The sequence below is a fragment of the Streptococcus humanilactis genome (assembly GCF_019448275.1).
GTDB classification, from domain to species: Bacteria; Bacillota; Bacilli; order Lactobacillales; family Streptococcaceae; genus Streptococcus; species Streptococcus humanilactis.
Genome location: NZ_JAHXBZ010000002.1, coordinates 98,638 through 115,608, shown reverse-complemented (window position 1 = coordinate 115,608; position 16,971 = coordinate 98,638). Strand labels below are relative to the sequence as shown.

The 16,971-nt window shown below is 40.8% G+C and carries 14 protein-coding genes and 2 pseudogenes; 2 read left to right on the top strand and 14 right to left on the bottom strand.

Going from position 1 to position 16,971, the window contains the following annotated elements:
- Positions 1–7 precede the first annotated feature (7 nt).
- The 6 genes from KV696_RS04800 to KV696_RS04775 all read right to left on the bottom strand — a co-directional run bounded on the left by KV696_RS04800 (position 8) and on the right by KV696_RS04775 (position 5,518).
- The gene (locus tag KV696_RS04800) at positions 8–841 is read right to left on the bottom strand and encodes a carbohydrate ABC transporter permease (RefSeq protein ID WP_000730332.1); all 834 of its coding nucleotides are present in this window, start codon (positions 839–841) and stop codon (positions 8–10) included.
- A complete protein-coding gene (locus KV696_RS04795; RefSeq protein ID WP_000237988.1) occupies positions 841–1,725 on the bottom strand; it encodes a carbohydrate ABC transporter permease in 885 nt (294 codons plus the stop codon). The genes KV696_RS04800 and KV696_RS04795 overlap by 1 nt, the downstream gene beginning before the upstream one ends.
- Positions 1,726–1,803: 78 nt before the next feature.
- Positions 1,804–3,141: an ABC transporter substrate-binding protein gene (locus tag KV696_RS04790; protein ID WP_000738780.1), complete on the bottom strand. Its 1,338-nt coding sequence runs from the start codon at positions 3,139–3,141 to the stop codon at positions 1,804–1,806.
- 18 nt (positions 3,142–3,159) lie between these two features.
- Positions 3,160–3,612 (bottom strand): YhcH/YjgK/YiaL family protein, encoded by a 453-nt coding sequence (locus KV696_RS04785; protein WP_000587482.1) that lies wholly within the window; start codon positions 3,610–3,612, stop codon positions 3,160–3,162.
- 25 nt (positions 3,613–3,637) lie between these two features.
- Entirely contained in the window at positions 3,638–4,336 is a 699-nt protein-coding gene (locus KV696_RS04780) for an N-acetylmannosamine-6-phosphate 2-epimerase (protein WP_077804818.1), read from the bottom strand.
- A gap of 201 nt (positions 4,337–4,537) precedes the next feature.
- On the bottom strand, positions 4,538–5,518 hold the full coding sequence (locus tag KV696_RS04775; RefSeq protein WP_219967014.1) for an acetylxylan esterase: 981 nt from the start codon (positions 5,516–5,518) through the stop codon (positions 4,538–4,540).
- A 389-nt stretch (positions 5,519–5,907) separates the two neighbouring features.
- Between KV696_RS04775 and KV696_RS04770 the strand changes: the two are divergent.
- Positions 5,908–6,459 (top strand): annotated as a pseudogene (locus KV696_RS04770) (GNAT family N-acetyltransferase).
- Positions 6,460–6,600: 141 nt separating this feature from the next.
- Positions 6,601–7,182: pseudogene (locus KV696_RS04765) on the top strand (PD-(D/E)XK nuclease family transposase); the annotation flags it as partial.
- A gap of 498 nt (positions 7,183–7,680) precedes the next feature.
- Here the strand turns inward: KV696_RS04765 and recG are convergent.
- The 8 genes from recG to KV696_RS04725 form a co-directional block, all read right to left on the bottom strand.
- On the bottom strand, positions 7,681–9,696 hold the full coding sequence (gene recG, locus KV696_RS04760) for an ATP-dependent DNA helicase RecG (protein ID WP_219967013.1): 2,016 nt from the start codon (positions 9,694–9,696) through the stop codon (positions 7,681–7,683).
- 18 nt (positions 9,697–9,714) lie between these two features.
- Positions 9,715–10,818 carry an alanine racemase gene (gene alr, locus KV696_RS04755; RefSeq protein ID WP_219967012.1) on the bottom strand — a complete coding sequence of 368 codons (1,104 nt, stop codon included), beginning with the start codon at positions 10,816–10,818 and terminating at the stop codon, positions 9,715–9,717.
- Entirely contained in the window at positions 10,808–11,170 is a 363-nt protein-coding gene (gene acpS, locus KV696_RS04750) for a holo-ACP synthase (protein WP_033676541.1), read from the bottom strand. The genes alr and acpS overlap by 11 nt, the downstream gene beginning before the upstream one ends.
- Before the next feature lie 44 nt (positions 11,171–11,214).
- The gene (locus tag KV696_RS04745; RefSeq protein WP_033676539.1) at positions 11,215–12,246 is read right to left on the bottom strand and encodes a 3-deoxy-7-phosphoheptulonate synthase; all 1,032 of its coding nucleotides are present in this window, start codon (positions 12,244–12,246) and stop codon (positions 11,215–11,217) included.
- Position 12,247: 1 nt separating this feature from the next.
- Complete coding sequence (locus KV696_RS04740; RefSeq protein WP_004258559.1) at positions 12,248–13,279, bottom strand: 3-deoxy-7-phosphoheptulonate synthase; 1,032 nt, start codon at positions 13,277–13,279, stop codon at positions 12,248–12,250.
- 80 nt (positions 13,280–13,359) lie between these two features.
- On the bottom strand, positions 13,360–15,873 hold the full coding sequence (gene secA / locus KV696_RS04735; RefSeq protein WP_219967011.1) for a preprotein translocase subunit SecA: 2,514 nt from the start codon (positions 15,871–15,873) through the stop codon (positions 13,360–13,362).
- 145 nt (positions 15,874–16,018) lie between these two features.
- Positions 16,019–16,309, bottom strand: a complete 291-nt coding sequence (locus tag KV696_RS04730) for a hypothetical protein (protein WP_050222445.1) — start codon at positions 16,307–16,309, stop codon at positions 16,019–16,021.
- A gap of 10 nt (positions 16,310–16,319) precedes the next feature.
- Positions 16,320–16,970 carry an ABC transporter ATP-binding protein gene (locus tag KV696_RS04725; RefSeq protein ID WP_173225654.1) on the bottom strand — a complete coding sequence of 217 codons (651 nt, stop codon included), beginning with the start codon at positions 16,968–16,970 and terminating at the stop codon, positions 16,320–16,322.
- Position 16,971: the final 1 nt, after the last annotated feature.

Sequence of the window (16,971 nt, the reverse complement as noted above, 5' to 3'; positions counted from 1 at the left end):
CTTTCGTTTACTTCACAGATCCTTCTGATAATCCACTTGCAATCTTATTTTGGATAATAGAGAAGAAAATAATTGATGGAAGAACCACAATAACAGATGCTGCCATCATATCTCCCCAGTCTAAAATTTCTGAACCGTTAAGAGATCGAAGAGCTACTGCTACTGTCATCTTTCCTGTATTGTTAATCAAAATTAAAGCATACAAGAATTCATTCCAAGCATTGATAAATGTATAAATAGCTGTTGCTACAATACCTGGTGCTACAATCGGTAGCACAACTTTATAAAATGTAACAAATTTATTTGCACCATCAATTCTAGCTGCTTCTTCAATTCCAATTGGAACTGTTTGGAAAAATCCAACTAAGAGCCAAACTGCATATGGAACACTAAAAGATAGATAAACCATCATCAAGCCAAATAAACTATTTGTTAATCCAACTTTAGCAATGGCAATTGAATAGGGAATTGCTAACAAAATTGGTGGGAAAATGTAGGTAATGACAAGTAATCTCGACATGATTGCTCCCAATTTAGGGAAGAATCTAACAATACCATAGGCTGCCATAGCAGAAATAATAATCGCAATAACGGTTGTAGCTAAGGCAATGATTAAACTGTTTCGAATGTTATCAATAAAGTGCAAATCGTTAATAACATGAGTGAAATAATCTAATGTAAATTGTTCAGGCCAAAATCGTGTTGGATACTGAGTTAATTCCCCTTTCCCCTTGACAGAAGATATGATAATCCATACCAATGGGAAAATTGCAACGATGGTCGCACCAATCAAGAGTACATGTGAGAGAATATCTAAATAAATACCGGATTTCTTCTTCATTATTTTCTACCCTCCTTTTCCCACTTACTGATGATAGCAAAGTAGATAAAGCAAATTGCCACCAAGAAGATAAAGAGCAATACTGTAACTGCTGAAGCACGACCCAACAATTTAGTTCCCCAACCTAGGTTGTAGGCAAAAATTGGAAGCGTCGTTGTAGCATTGGCTGGTCCACCACCTGTAATTAGGTAGATAATGTCAAAGTTATTAAAGATCCATACAGTTCTCAAAACGACTAGAAGCCCTACAACCACTTTGATATGTGGAAAGACGATAAATTTGAACACTTGCCAACTTGAAGCACCATCTATCTTAGCAGCCTCAAATTGTTCTTCTGGTACTGTTTGCAAAGCTGAAAGCACATTAACCATGATCATCGGCGCTCCAAACCAAATGTTGATAAACACCAAACATAGGAATGCCCATGTACTATCTGTCAAAAATGCAGGCGTATGTTCCATTAAACCTAATTTTACGATTAGATTAGGTAAGTAGCCATAAACCCCGTTTAGAATCCACTGCCAAGAAAAGGCAATAACGATGGTAGGAAATGCCCAAGGAACAATCAATAAGGTCCTATATAATTTCTTGAAGTGGCGTACTCTGTGAAGAGCCAAAGCCAATACAAACCCTACTAAAACTTGACCAACTAATGAGAAAACGGTCCACTTAATTGAATTAAAGAACGCATTAAAGAAGTTGGGATCTGATAGCACAGCTTTATAGTTAGCTAAACCAACAAATTTATAATTAGGCATAATCAAATGCTTATTGGTAAAGCTATAAAAAATACTCGAGAAAAACGGATAAACAAAGAGTAATCCTACGATAATCATAGCTGGCAAAACAAATATCCAGCGAGTTAAATTACGTTCTTTAACCATTCTCCTTCTCCCTTCTTTTACAAGATTGGGCTAGGGCTTTTCAGCTCACTAGCCCACCTATTTTCTAGTCTTTTACATCTACTGAGCAGCCTCAAATAAATCGTTTAATTGTTTTTCTGCTTCTTTTGCTGCTTTCATAGGATCTGTTCCATTTGAAATGATATCTTGGAACATTTGTTCAATAATGTGTTGGTTAGTCAACATACCAGCTTGTACACTTGGTCCATTTTCATAACCAATAGCAGTACCTTTTTTAACAGCTTCAGTAATCACTTCTTCAGCATGTTTAAATTTCTTACGAGTTTCATTTTCTTTATAGGCTGCAGAATCGCTAATCCCCTTAATAGTTGGCAACATACCTACTGGAGTTGAATCAAGGAATTTAACGTAGTCTTCTTCATTATAAAGTGATTCTAAGAATGCTTTAGCAACTTCTGGGTGTTTTGAATTTTTCCAAACAACCATTGGAATGTTTGAGGTTTCAATTCCTTGTTCCTTATCAGATTCTTTGATTTTTGGAATAGGATAAGCATCAATCGAATCAATCAATTGAGGACTGTTGGCATTAATTCCTCCAATATGGAAGCCAGAGTTAAAGTCAAATGCTGTTTTTCCTTGATAGAACAAGGTAGCTTGTTGAAGGACATTAAAGTTCAAAGAATCTTGAGGTGAGATTTCTTTATACATTTTAACCCAGTATTTAATACCATCTTGAGCAAGTTGACTTGTCAAATCTGCTTTAAGATCTTTTGTCAAGAGACTTCCACCACCACTACGTACGTAGAAGTTCAAGAAACGTGTTGCCATTAAGTCATTTGTTCCAAACGGAACAGACAAGCCATAAACTCCAGCTTCTTTCAATTTTTTAGAAGCTTCATAGAGTTGATCCCAAGTTTTAGGAACCTCAATATTATGCTCTTTTAACAAATCTGTTCTAACCCACATGACTTGTGCATGTGAATAAAGAGGAACAGAGTAGTAATCATCTCCGATTTTTGCTTCATTTAAGGCAGTTTCGTTAAATTTATCCTGTCCAATACGCTTGATAGAATCGTTTAGCGGAACCAAAGCATCTGAGTTGACCATTTCCATTACTTGGTTAGGAAGAGCCGTACTGATATCTGGCACATTTCCATTTGCTAAACCTGTAGTCCATTTAGTATAGAAGTCATTCCAAGAAAATGTTTCAATCTTGATTTTGGTTTTTGGATGCTTTTGCATAAAAGCATCTGCTGATTTTTGAATACTTTCCAAACGTGGTCCTTGAGTAAAGGAGTGCCACATTGTAATCTCACCAGATAATTCTGTCGGTGGTTCAGTGTCAGCTGTAGTTTCTTTCTTTCCTGAACAAGCTACCAAGGCAACGGCTGCTAGCGCAACTCCAGCTAGACATAAAAACTTTCTCATTTTTTTCATTGTTCTTCCCTTTCTACATTAAGAAATCGCAACTTTAAAGACAACTTTTTTAACAGGTTCATCATTTATACGAACCTTGGGTTGATGTAAATCTTCTGGAAAAGTGATAAGGCATTCACCAGCTCTCAAATGAACTAACTGTTCCACTTCTCCTGTGTATAATTCAATATCTTTTTCTTCATCATATTTTTGGGTAACGCTTACATTTTCTGGCGACGTAACAGCCATGGCTTCTTCGTTTTCCAAAACTAAATGAATATCCAAATATTTTTGGTGAGTTTCAAAGAAGGCTCCTGCTTGACCGTCTGCTAGATAAGTAAAGCAATTACCAAATAATCGATCACCATCGATATCAATCGGACCTTCTGTTAAATTTTCTAGTCCTGTTTTTTCTAGAAAATCTATTAATGTTGCAAAATGTGGATTTACTTTCACATAAGTTCCTAAACGACTGATTTTAGTAATAATCATACTCAATCCCCCTTTCTTTATTTTTTTATTTAAGACCAGCAACGAAGCGTTCTGTAATCTCTTTTGGTCTAGTAATAGCTCCACCTACAACGATGCCTCGCACTCCATATCCCAGGATTTGTTTGGCTTGTTCAGGTGTATGAATTTTTCCTTCTGCAATGACATCCACGCCAGCATCACAGAGTTTTTTGATTAATTCAAAATCGGGGCCATCCACTTTTGGACTGTAAGATGTGTATCCTGATAAGGTTGTTCCGACAAAGTCAATTCCTGCTTCAACAGCTGCCAATCCTTCCTCGAAAGTACTTGTATCAGCCATCAAGAGCTGATGAGGATATTTCTCCTTAACCTGACGAATGAACTCTTGGATCTCCAAACCATCATAGCGTTCACGCTTGGTACAATCCAGAGCAATTACCTCTATATCAAGTTCTGCCAATTCATCAACTTCTTTCATCGTAGCAGTGATGAAGGGTTCTTGTGGTGGATAATCTCGTTTAATTATCCCAATGATTGGAAGGTTGGTAACCTCCTTGATTTCCTTGATATCGCGAACACTATTTGCTCGGATACCGACTGCTCCACCTTGCTCAGCCGCTTTGACCAGCAATGGAATGACTCCTCCCGCTTCTGTATAGAGCGGTTCGTGAGGAAGGGCCTGACAAGAAACGATGATTCCATCTTTGATTTGTGCAATCAAAGCTTCTTTAGTAATCTGTGGCATCCTCTTTCCTCCTTTTCTTTGTTCTTATGAGTTCATTATATACCATTTGTTAAGCGCTTTCAATACTTTGTCATAGAATAGATTTCAGTTTCAAAAGTATTTTATAGAACAGCTGTTTCTGAAAGTAGTTTCAGAGAATCATCTATTTTAAATCATTTTTATTAAACCACAAAAAAGAGAGCTACTGGGCTCTCTCATTCATTATTTTATGTACTTAAAAGAAATCTCACTACCACACAGCCAGTTGTAGACTTGGTCGTTAACAAATACATTCATGGCTTCGTGGGCATACTCAGGCATGATGCGATAAGCCTTATCGCAGGTCAAACGATTGTAAATCGCAAACTGGGTAATAGGATAGCAAACATCGTCGTCCAAGCCCGTAATCATCTTAACCTCACCTTGGATACGATGGGCAAGATTTTTCACATCGATATAGGCAAGGGTCGCCATGATGTCCTCCTCAGTTTCATGGAAGGGGTCGTGAAACTTGAAATAACGGAAAAGTTCGTCGTAAGGCTCGCTAGTATTACCAATCTCAAGCACTCGTCTGAAGTCTGACAAGAAAGGATAGATGGCAACTGTTTTCTGAATCCGAGGATTGAGCGCTGCCGCAACCAAGGCTAGAGCCCCTCCTTGCGAGGCACCATAGCTAGAAAGTCGCTTTTCATCCACCTGAGGCAGACTAGCAACAATTTCAACCAACTGGTAGATGTCCAGATAAACATCCTTATAAAAGAGATGCTCCCGACCTTCCACAGCACCACGGATAATATGCCCCTTAACTGTATTTCCTAGAGGAGAACGCAAGCCGTCTTGTGAATAGCCCGACTGGCCTCGAACATCCATGGAAACAACACCATAACCAGCTACGGTGAAAGCCAACATGTCGGCCCAGTTCCAGCCACGTCCCATATAACCATGGAAATGGAAGATTAGCGGAACCTTCTCCTCACTCTTTGGAAGAACGACGCGTGCATAGACCTTGCCTTCCTTGCTTCCTTCAAATGTTAACTCATAGCACTTGACTTGAGGAATGTGGAAATTTCTTTCCTCCAAATGGTAGGCTGGAAGAGTTGAAACTTTTTTCACCTCCTCATCCCAGAAAGCATCAAAGTCTTCTGGAACCTCATCCCTGCCTTTATAAGTCTTGATTTCTTCTAACAAAGCTGGATTTTTCATAGCATACTCCTTTTATTTTGTAACCGTTACCACCACTGTAGCATATCTAAGAAAGCAATGCAAGAAAGAAGGGTAATACTCTTCGAAAATCTCTTCAAACCACGTCAACGTCGCCTTGTCGTACTCAAGTACAGCCTTCGGCTAGTTTCCTAGTTTGCTCTTTGATTTTCATTGAGTATAATATAGAAAGTGAATTTAGATTTTATTTCTTCAAACCTACTGACTGAAAGTCTAATAAATTGAATCTAGAATAGTACCAATCAACTTCTAAAGTATTTTTAGAAATTAATGTGAATGCCCCAGTTGATTTGTCTACAGTTTATCTCGATATACTATAGTTTCAATGGAGATTGAATAGAGAATCACACACCAGAAAGCGAGGTAACATCATAAAAGCAATAGGTACGCAAATATTACAGACAAACCGTTTAATCTTGAGAAGATTTGTGGAGAGTGATGCGGAAGCCATGTTTCAAAATTGAGCTTCGTCTGCTGAGAATCTGACCTATGTTACTTGGAATCCCCATCCTGATGTTGAGAACACTCGAAACTCAATTCGTAATTGGGTTGCTTCCTATGCCAATCCCAACTATTACAAATGAGTCATTTACCTCAAAGAAAAGCCAGAGCAAGTGATAGGAGATATCAGCATCGTTGAGATGAATGAGGATGATTCCAGCTGTGAAATTGGCTATGTTTTAGAAAAAAACTATTGGAGTCGTGGTCTTATGACAGAGGCCTTAAAAGCTATCTTAGACTTCTGTTTTACTCAAGCAGATTTTCAAAAAGTCAAAGCACGATATGCCAGTCTCAACCCAGCTTCAGGTCATGTTATGGATAAGACTGGAATGTCCTATCTAAAGACTGTTGCAAATGGGGTAGAGAGAAAAGGCTATATTGCGAACCTTATTTATTATCAGATAAGCGGAGAATACAGATAATCTTAAAATTTATTGCTTATCAGCTGTTCTTATTTTTTATTTACTATTTCATTTATCCTCTTTTTTCCGAATAAATAGATAGAACCATCGAATCTAGCAAAATTAGATTTTAAAATATGGTATAATAGAAGGAGGGAATGGATGATTCTCAGACATCCGGGCATCAGCCCAACCAATGATTTGGTTGCTAAGAAAATCTTTAGCAATCCAGAAATCACTTGTCAATTTATACGCGATATGTTGGACTTGCCAGCCAAAAATGTGACCATTTTGGAGGGGAGCAATATTCACATCTTGCCTTCCATGCCTTATTCAGCCCAAGATTTCTATACCAGTATAGACGTATTGGCAGAGTTAGACAATGGGACACAAGTAATCATTGAGATTCAGGTGCATCATCAGAATTTTTTCATCAATCGCCTGTGGGCTTATTTGTGCAGCCAGGTCAATCAAAACCTCGAAAAAATTCGCCAACGTGAAGGTGATACCCACCAGAGTTACAAGTATATCGCTCCTGTTTACGCCATTGCAATTGTGGACAGCAACTACTTCCAAGATGACTTGGCTTTTCACAGCTTTAGTATGCGCGAGGACACGACAGGTGAGGTATTGACCATCACAAATAACGGTCAGGAAAACCATCTGGTTAAGATGGCTTTCTTGGAATTAAAAAAATACAGAGAAACCAGCAAAGACGAGGTTCGCAAGCCGTGGTTGGAGTTTTTGTAAATCATTAAATCAATGACAGATTTTTCCGTAATAGATGGAAGAATCTGTTTTTTAGTTATGCTAGATGCGGGCTCTGAAATAGTAAGATATGTGTATTGAAATAAGATATGAACAAAGAAATTAGGAAAGTCAAATTATAGTTAAATGAAATAAAAACTGAACAAATTGATTGCGGAATTCAAGCTAATTTCTAGCAATGTTTTAGAAAACTCGGTGGACTATTCCAGATTCAATCTACTATAATTTCTAGAAATTTTTTAGAATCCGCAGTGTGCTATTTTAGATTCAATAAATTGTGCTTTTAAAAACGAAAAAAGAGCATTTCCGCCCTTTTTCTCCTGCTCAATCTTAGTTTTTTGCTTCTTTCTTTTGGAAAGTGGTTTGATAATTTACTTTAATCGTTACTGTCATGTGAGAGTCCTCGTTTCTTTTTGATGACTCTAGTATAAGGGGCTAACCTGAAAGCTAGCTTAAGATTTCCTTAGAGAAAGCTTAATCTAAATGTTCTTTCTTCTCCAGATGAAGAGCTATCATGCGCCACTCCGGATCCTCTTGCCAGCCTTCAATAGAACTAATGTAGCTAGCAACCTTTCTGGCTTCTTCTAAAATCGGAAAATCTTCGATAATATCAGCCACTTGGAATTCTGGAAGGCCTGACTGTCTGGTTCCAAAAATCTCACCTGAACCACGCATTTTCAAATCTTCCTCCGCAAGGACAAATCCATTGGTCGTTTCTGTCATGATGCGCATGCGGTCTTTCCCAGAATCCGTCTTGGGATTGGCAACGAGAACTGCATAAGACTGCTTGTCCCCCCGACCGACACGACCTCTAAGCTGGTGAAGCTGACTAAGACCGAAGCGATCGGCATCCATGATAATCATAACGGTCGCATTGGGAACATTGACCCCTACCTCGATAACCGTTGTCGAAACCAGAATATCCGTTTTTCGCTCTTTGAAATCCTGCATTATCTGGTCTTTTTCGTCACTCTTCATCTTACCATGTAGAAGAGCCACCTCTGCCTTACCAGCAAAATGAGCCGTCAATTCCTCTGATAAGGCAATGGCATTTTTCAAATCCAGAGCTTCTGATTCTTCAATCAAAGGAGAGATAACATAGGCTTGTGAACCTTTTTGGATTTCCCCCTCTAACCAAGTCAAAACCTGAGGCAGTTGCTCATGCTTGATCCAGCGAGTCACAATAGGCTTCCGTCCTGCTGGCATCTGGTCAATAATGGAAACATCCATATCTCCAAAGGCTGTGATGGCCAAGGTTCGTGGTATGGGTGTCGCTGTCATCATGAGGACATCTGGATTGTCGCCTTTTTCTCTCAGAACACGCCTTTGCCCCACACCAAAACGGTGCTGCTCATCGATGATAATCAAGCCAAGGCGAGCATAATCCACCCCATCCTGAATCAGAGCGTGGGTTCCGATAATCAAATCAGCCTCACCCTTGGCAATGGTCTCCAAAACTTCCCTCTTTTCTGCAGCTTTCAAGGACCCTGTCAAGAGAGCGAGTTTTAGGTTTGGGAAGAGACTCTGTAGACTCTCAAAATGTTGCTCTGCGAGAATTTCTGTTGGTACCATTAGGGCAGCCTGATAACCAGCTGTCACCGCCGCAAACATGGCCAAGCCAGCGACCACCGTTTTCCCGCTCCCCACATCTCCTTGCAAGAGACGATTCATGTGGTAATCCGACTTCATGTCGGTCAAAATTTCCTGCAAACTCTTTTCCTGAGCTTGGGTCAGGGCAAAAGGCAGCCTTTCTTTGACTTCTGTCACTTTTTCCTGAGACCAATTCAGAACCAGACCACTTCCCTGAACTCTATTTTCAGACTTGAGCGTCTGTAACTGCATTTGGAAATAAAAGAGTTCCTCAAATTTGATACGGCGAAGAGCCTGCTTGTATTCTGCCAAATCCTTAGGAAAATGCATGGCGCGGACGGCCTGACAACGGGACATGAGTTTGTATTTGTCCAGCAAGGACTGGGGCAGATTTTCTTCTATCAAGAGATCCAGTCCCTGATCAAAAGCCGTCTTGATAACTTTGACCAGACTTGCCTGACTGATTCCCTGAGCCAGACGATAAACAGGTTGGAGGTCATCTTCCACCTGAGCCAGGACCTTCATCCCAGTCAGACTAGCCTTGGCACGGTCCCATTTTCCAAAGACGGCAAGAGTTGCTCCCAACTCTATCTTATCAGCCAGATAGGGCTGGTTAAAGAAATTCACCGCAAAAACGACTTCTCCCTGCTTGAGGCTAAAACGCAGGCGATTGCGCTTAAAACCATAATACTGGACACTGGCAGGAGTCACGACTTGACCAGATAGGACTGCCTTCTCCCCGTCTTCTAGTTCCAATACTTGCTTGGTTTTGAAGTCCTCATAACGGAAAGGAAAGTAGAGCAAGAGGTCTTGCAAGTTTTCAATTCCTAGTTTGGCGTACTTCTCTGCTGACTTTGGTCCCACACCAGGTAAGACATGCAAGGGTTGATGTAGATTCATGCTCCACTCCTTTCTTTTCTAATAATATTCTCTCGGAATACGGTCGCTGAGAAGACAAACCACCTCATAGTTAATAGTCCCACGGTAGGCAGCTACCTGAGTTGCTGTGATTTCCTTGTCACCGTTGGAGCCAATCAAGGTTACTTTTGTTCCTAGCGGATAAATCTTAGGCAAGCGAATGGTGATTTGGTCCATAGAAACCCGTCCGACGATTGGGCAAGCTTGGCCATCTACCAAGACAGTGAAATTCTGCATATCTCGTGTCCAACCATCCGCATAGCCGATTGGTACCGTCGCGATGACTTGCTCGCTATCCGCTTGATAAGTTGCTCCATAGCCCATGCAAGCTCCAGCTGCAACTATCTTGACATGGACCATAGCAGACTCCAAGGTCAAGGCCGGAATCAAGTCATAGGGTAAGTCCAAGACCGCTCCGCTAGGGTTAAGACCATACATAGCATCTCCCATACGGACCGCATTGAAAATAGTCTCTGCATGCCAAAGAGTCGTTGCAGAATTGCTGGCATGAACCAGCTCTGGAAGACCTTTCATACTGGCCAAAATAGTTTTAAATCTCTCTAACTGGGCATTAAAGTAAGTATCTGATTCCTCGTCTGCAGTAGCAAAGTGGGTAAAAATCCCTTCAACACGAGCACCATGTTGTTGGAGCAAGTCTTGAGCTTGCTCAGCCTCACTAGCCTCTCGAAAACCAATCCGTCCCATTCCTGAATCAATCTTGAGGTGGACTGTCAAACCAGCTAACTCTTCCTCTCTAGCTATGAGTTCTTGAATCCACTCCAGTCCAGCCACAGTCAAGGTAATGTCGTATTCTTTAGCTAGAGCAACAGCTTCGATTTCAGAAACTCCTAAAATGAGGATTCGTTTGCTGAGTCCAGCCTGTCTGAGTTCAATGGCTTCATCAATATTCGAAACGCAAAAGCCATCAACATCATCTTGAATCGCCGTGGCAACGGCAACAGCCCCATGCCCATAGGCATTAGCCTTGACCACTGCAAATTTGAGCGTTCCTTCAGGGATATGAGCCCCCATTTGCTGAATATTTTGTCGAATAGCTCCCAGATGAATCAGAGCCTTAGTTGGTCTATGCGGACTAGCTTTCATGATTTTCCTCCAAAATGACACTGGCTGTCACAAACTGATCTGTGTGGCTGATAGACAGCCAAATCTTTCCTGAAAATGGTGACTGACTAAAATAAGGAGCCCCGCGTTCATTATTCAAGACTTCCAAATCCTGAAAACCGAGCTTGCCAATACCAGTTCCCATGGCCTTGGAAAAGGCTTCTTTAGCCGACCAGCGACCAGCCAAATATTCTATTTGCCTGCGCCCTTTAAGACTGTTAAACCGTTCCATTTCCTTAGCGGTCAGCACGCGCTTAGCAAAACCTTCATGTCGTGTAACTGCGCTTTCTATCGAAACTAATTCTTCGATGTCAATTCCATGTCCAACTATCATTCTCATCAAAAGGAGTTGAGATTCCCCAACTCCATCCTTTTCACTTATTTTGTCAAGGTAGCATAAATCTCTTCTACCAAGGCCTCTGTATTTTCCCAACCTAGGCAAGGATCGGTAATGGAACATCCAAAGACCTCTGGTTGGTTTTGACGACCATCTGCTAGATAAGATTCAATCATAAAGCCTCGAACTGTCTTTTTGATTTTCTCGTTCCAATCACGATTTTGCAAGGTCTGGCGAACAATTCGAATCTGCTCCATATATTGCTTGCCTGAGTTATCATGGTTGGTGTCGATGAGAATAAAAGGATTTTCAAGTCCCATTGTCTCATAACGTTCAATGGCATTTAGTAGGGTTTCATAGTAAAAGTTAGGCTCATTTTTCCCATATTCATTGACTGCTCCACGAAGGATTACGTGTGCCAAAGGATTTCCTGAAGTCTCAACTTCTTGGCCATGAAAGAGGAAGGTCTGTTTATTTTGAGCAGCATAGATACCGTTAAACATGACTCCGAGATTTCCTGAGGTTGGATTTTTCATCCCGACCGGTGCATCAATTCCTGAGGCCACAAAGCGGTGCTCTTGGTCTTCCACAGAACGAGCCCCCACAGCATGGTAGCTGACCAAATCATCTACCAAGATCAGATTTGACGGATAAAGCATCTCATCTGCTGTTGTCAAACCAGTCTCTGTAATCACGCGGTAGTGCAACTGGCGCACAGCCTGCAAACCGTTAATCAGGCTTGGAGCCTTAGAGGTATCTGGTTGGTGAACCAAACCTTTATAGCCGTCTCCATTGGTGCGAGGTTTAGCAGTATACACACGCATAACCATGAAAATCTTGTCCGCCACCTTCTTTTGCAAGGCAGATAAACGGCGAGCATATTCCAATACAGCTTCTTCATTATCAGAAGAACAAGGACCAATCACCAAAAGGATACGGTCATCTTCTCCTGAAATAATGTCTGCCAATTCTCTATCACGACGCTCCTTTAGTCGCAAGGTTTCCGCAGACAATTGGGTTTCTGCCTTGATTGCTTCAATATCGATTTCTTGACCTTTTTCAATAAATGCCATCTTATTCTCCTAGCGTTTGGTAAATTTCTCTGACAAGGACTTCCGTGTTTTCCCAGCCAAGGCAAGGGTCCGTGATAGACTTGCCAAATACTTCTGGTTCGTTCTGACGGCCGTCTTCTAGATAAGACTCAATCATAAAGCCACGAACGTACTGCTTGATTTTTTCATTCCAATCACGGTTAATCAAGGTCTGGCGGACAATTCGAATTTGGTCCATATATTGCTTACCAGAGTTGTCATGATTAGTGTCCACAATGATAAATGGATTTTCCAAGCCCATCTTCTCATACTGGGCAATAGTATCCATCAAATTATCATAGTAGTAGTTAGGAATATTCTTACCATACTCATTAATCGCTCCACGAAGAATGGCGTGCGAAAGTGGGTTCCCAGTTGTTTCCACTTCTTTTCCTAGGAAAAGGAAACTTTGTTTATTTTGAGCAGCATAAATCCCATTAAACATAACATTGAGATTTCCAGATGTTGGATTTTTAAAACCAGTCGCGAAATCTGCCCCACTTGCCACAAAGCGGTGTTGCTGGTCTTCAACTGAACGGGCACCAACCGCCATATAAGAAATCAAATCATCTACAAGCGGAAGATTTTCAGGATAAAGCATTTCATCAGCTGTTGTCATACCAGTTTCCGTGATGACACGATAGTGAAGATGGCGAACAGCTTTGATTCCGTTGATGAGGCTTGGCGCTTCTGTCGCGTTAGGCTGGTGAATCAAGCCCTTGTATCCATCTCCATTAGTACGAGGTTTGGCTGTATAAACACGCATAACCATAAAGATACGGTCTGCTACTTCTTCTTGCAAAGCTGCCAAACGCTTAGCGTACTCAAGGACAGCTTCTTCATTGTCAGATGAGCATGGCCCGATTACCAAGAGAATTCGTTGATCTTCTCCACGTATAATGGCTTCTAGCTCTTGATCGCGCTGTGATTTTCTCTCCAAAGCTTGGCCTTCTAATTTTGATAAGGCACGAACTTCTTCAATATTAATTTTAGGACTTTTTGCTGTAAATACCATAACTCATCTCCTTATAAATCAAACGGATACCAAGTAAAAATTTACTTTTCACAAGGTATCCGCCTCTAAACTATCTCATTTTATTGTCTTTTACCGTGACAGTTTTTAAACTTCTTACCAGAACCACATGGGCAAAGGTCATTCCGTCCAATCTGGCTCAAATCCAGATTTTCAGGCATATTCGCTTGGTGGGCAGCGATATTGCGGGTCGCTGTTGTACTGATATGGTGTTCTGCTTGTGGTCTTTCTTGTTCATGAATTTGGGCTTTCATCATCAAGCGTGTCACATCAAACTCAATCGAACCAATCATGTCATTAAACATACGGAAACCTTCTGCCTGATACTCAACAACAGGGTTGTTCTGAGCATAGCCACGAAGTCCAACCGCGTTACGCAATTGATCAAGGGCATCGATATGATCTGTCCACTTGTTATCTACCACTCGTAGAATCAAAACTTTTTGGAATTCTTTAACTGCTTCTTCATCGCGTAGTTTTGAAACCTGACTATCGTAAACTTGCAAAGCACGTTGGAAGAGTTCTTCCTTAATGGCCTTATCAGACAAGCCTGACAAGTCTTCAACAGAAATAGAATCTTCAGGAAGCAAGTTGTACTTAGCAAAGTTCAAAATTGCTTCGAGTTTTTCATCTTGTTTTGCACGCGCATGACCGTCAACGACACGACCAATCGTGCGTTTGATCATAGACTGAATTTCAGGTGCCAAGTCACGATCTGCAGTGATAACGTCGTAACGTTGAGCGTAGATAATTTCACGTTGTTCACGCATGACGTCATCGTATTGAAGGACTTGTTTACGGGTATCGTAGTTATTTCCTTCAACACGTTTTTGCGCTGCCTCAACCTGACGCGTCAACATACGAGACTCAATGGCCTCTTCAGACATATTCAAGCGTTCAAAAATTCCCTTCAAGCGTTCAGAACCAAAACGTTTCATCAAGTCATCTTCAAGAGATAGGTAGAATTGTGACTCACCTGGGTCTCCTTGACGACCTGAACGTCCACGAAGCTGGTTATCGATACGACGGCTTTCATGGCGTTCTGTACCAATCACACAAAGTCCACCCAATTCGCGAACCCCTTCACCAAGCTTGATGTCGGTACCACGACCGGCCATGTTAGTCGCAATGGTAACAGCACCACGTTGACCAGCATTCATGATGATTTGGGCTTCTTTATAGTGGTTTTTTGCGTTCAAGACTTCGTGAGGAACGCCAGCTGCGACTAATTTCTTAGAAATGTAGTCACTAGTTTCAACCGCTACTGTACCAACCAAGACAGGCTGACCTTTTTGGTAACGAGCCTTAACATCTTCAACAACCGCCTTAAACTTAGCCTCAATACTTGCATAAAGAAGGTCTGAGTGGTCAATACGTTGAACAGGACGGTTGGTTGGGATTGGAATAACACGAATGTTGTAAATTTCACGGAATTCTTCTTCCTCAGTCTTACCTGTACCCGTCATACCAGACAATTTCTTGTACATACGGAAAAGGTTTTGGTAAGTGATTGAGGCAGATGTCTTGGTTTCATCCTGAATTGGCACACCTTCTTTGGCTTCAATGGCTTGGTGCAATCCATCAGAATAACGACGACCTTCCATGGTACGACCTGTAAATTGGTCAACGATCAAGATTTCTTGTTCTTCGCTCACCACATAGTCAATATCGAGAAGCATGATGTAGTTGGCACGAAGGGCATTATCGATAAAGTGAGTCAGAGCTACGTTTTCGATGTCATAGAGGTTTTCAAGCTTGAAGTAGCTTTCGGCCTTGTCAATCCCTGAATCAGACAAACCAATAGTTTTAGACTGCACATCGATGATGTAGTCGTCTTTATCCAAAGATTTTACATAGTGGTCTGCCATGTGATACAACTGACTGGTTTCAACTGCGTTAGCACCTGATACGATCAAAGGTGTACGGGCCTCGTCAATCAAGATTGAGTCAACCTCATCGACCAAGGCATAGTTAAGCGGACGTTGTACCATGTTTTCAGCGCGAACGACCATGTTATCACGAAGGTAGTCAAATCCGATTTCTGAGTTGGTTGAGTAGGTAATATCACACTCATAGGCTTCTTTTTTCTCCATTGGAGATTTGGCAGCCAAGTTAATCCCTACTGACAAACCAAGCCATGAGTACAATTCACCCATCTCAGTCGCGTCACGTTCAGATAGATATTCATTGACCGTAACTACGTGAACCCCTTTACCTGAAAGGGCATTGAGGTATACGGGCATGGTCGCAGTCAAGGTTTTCCCTTCCCCTGTACGCATTTCTGGCACGTCACCATGGTGAAGAACGATTCCCCCCATGACCTGAACCTTATATGGGAAGAGACCTAGGACACGTTTAGCACCTTCACGGACAACCGCAAATGCTTCATAAAGCAATGAATCCAGTGATTCTCCATTTTGATAACGTTCTTTAAATTCAACTGTTTTTGCTTTTAGTTGGTCATCAGTCAAAGCAGCCATTTGGTCTTCGTATTTGAAAACCTTGTCAGCCATCTTTTCCAGACGACGGATTTCTCCTTTATCATTTTCGATAATTGTTTTTAAAATATTAGCCATGTTTTTCCTTACTTTAAATTCCGAATATTTTAGAATGTTCTTTTAATTTTAGCACAATTACTGATTATTTTCAAGGAAGAATCCCCATTTTGAAAAGGAAAAAGAGGCTAGTTTCCAAGCTAACCTCTCTGACTTTTATGATGATTTAATTGCCAACAAAAATCGGCAAAATCGCAAATAGGATAAATAGATTTATCCAAAGAGAAAAACAGCAGATCAATCCAAAAACAAAGAGACTGACTTTCTTGGACAGCAAGGCCATCAAAATCGACAGAATTCCAAAAACTAGTAAAACTTTCTGCATGATTAAGAGATTGATAGATATTCCCAGAACTGGTTTATCCCAAGGAAGAAAGAAGAAAGCCAGCCAGATCAGCAGAACTAAACCAATATAGACCTTAGAATAGCGTGTAATAAATGATTTTAGATGTGCCATAAGCTACCTCCTAGGATTGTATATCCTTTAAATATTGTATATGCCCATTTTCGACAACTAATACATCTGTGCAAAGGTCTGAAATATCTTCCGATATGTGCGAAGTCAGGATAACCAAACCATTTTCTTTTTTCAGGTAAGATAAAATGACCTGTTTGGTCAACCTCACACTCTTCTCATCTAAAGCATTCATAGGTTCATCGAGAAAGAGTATAGATGGTTCGGAAATAAAGGCTTGAATCAAGGCCATTTTTTGTTTCGTTCCTAAGGATAAATGACGGTACTCAACGTCTTCAAATTCCTGTAAATCATAGTATTGAATCCAATAGGTAATTCTTTTTTCCGTAACTTTAGATGAAAAATACCTTAACAGTTCCAAATTTTCTCTAAGGGATAAATGAGATAGAAACTCTACCTTTTCAATTAAAATTCCTGCATCCTGAATATAATGATTTTTTACCCCGTAAACTTTACCATCTTGAAGAACTTTTCCTTTGTCAAGCTTAATATAACCAGCAAGTACCTTTAAAAGAACCGTCTTGCCAGATCCATTATCACCTTTAAGTCCATAAATTTTTCCTGATTGAAAGACCAGATTTAACTGATTTAAAATAGGTCTTTTCCCATAAATTTTCTGTCCATTTATAATTTCAAGTCTCATC

What these genes read in the sequence shown, in the direction of transcription:
- KV696_RS04790 (WP_000738780.1), bottom strand. Translation starts at nt 3,141, where the DNA reads ATGAAAAAAATGAGAAAGTTTTTATGTCTAGCTGGAGTTGCGCTAGCA.
- acpS (WP_033676541.1), bottom strand. Translation starts at nt 11,170, where the DNA reads ATGATAGTTGGACATGGAATTGACATCGAAGAATTAGTTTCGATAGAA.
- KV696_RS04780 (WP_077804818.1), bottom strand. Translation starts at nt 4,336, where the DNA reads ATGCCACAGATTACTAAAGAAGCTTTGATTGCACAAATCAAAGATGGA.
- KV696_RS04730 (WP_050222445.1), bottom strand. Translation starts at nt 16,309, where the DNA reads ATGGCACATCTAAAATCATTTATTACACGCTATTCTAAGGTCTATATT.
- KV696_RS04740 (WP_004258559.1), bottom strand. Translation starts at nt 13,279, where the DNA reads ATGGTATTTACAGCAAAAAGTCCTAAAATTAATATTGAAGAAGTTCGT.
- KV696_RS04795 (WP_000237988.1), bottom strand. Translation starts at nt 1,725, where the DNA reads ATGGTTAAAGAACGTAATTTAACTCGCTGGATATTTGTTTTGCCAGCT.
- KV696_RS04725 (WP_173225654.1), bottom strand. Translation starts at nt 16,970, where the DNA reads ATGAGACTTGAAATTATAAATGGACAGAAAATTTATGGGAAAAGACCT.
- KV696_RS04785 (WP_000587482.1), bottom strand. Translation starts at nt 3,612, where the DNA reads ATGATTATTACTAAAATCAGTCGTTTAGGAACTTATGTGAAAGTAAAT.
- KV696_RS04800 (WP_000730332.1), bottom strand. Translation starts at nt 841, where the DNA reads ATGAAGAAGAAATCCGGTATTTATTTAGATATTCTCTCACATGTACTC.
- alr (WP_219967012.1), bottom strand. Translation starts at nt 10,818, where the DNA reads ATGAAAGCTAGTCCGCATAGACCAACTAAGGCTCTGATTCATCTGGGA.
- secA (WP_219967011.1), bottom strand. Translation starts at nt 15,873, where the DNA reads ATGGCTAATATTTTAAAAACAATTATCGAAAATGATAAAGGAGAAATC.
- KV696_RS04775 (WP_219967014.1), bottom strand. Translation starts at nt 5,518, where the DNA reads ATGAAAAATCCAGCTTTGTTAGAAGAAATCAAGACTTATAAAGGCAGG.
- recG (WP_219967013.1), bottom strand. Translation starts at nt 9,696, where the DNA reads ATGAATCTACATCAACCCTTGCATGTCTTACCTGGTGTGGGACCAAAG.
- KV696_RS04745 (WP_033676539.1), bottom strand. Translation starts at nt 12,246, where the DNA reads ATGGCATTTATTGAAAAAGGTCAAGAAATCGATATTGAAGCAATCAAG.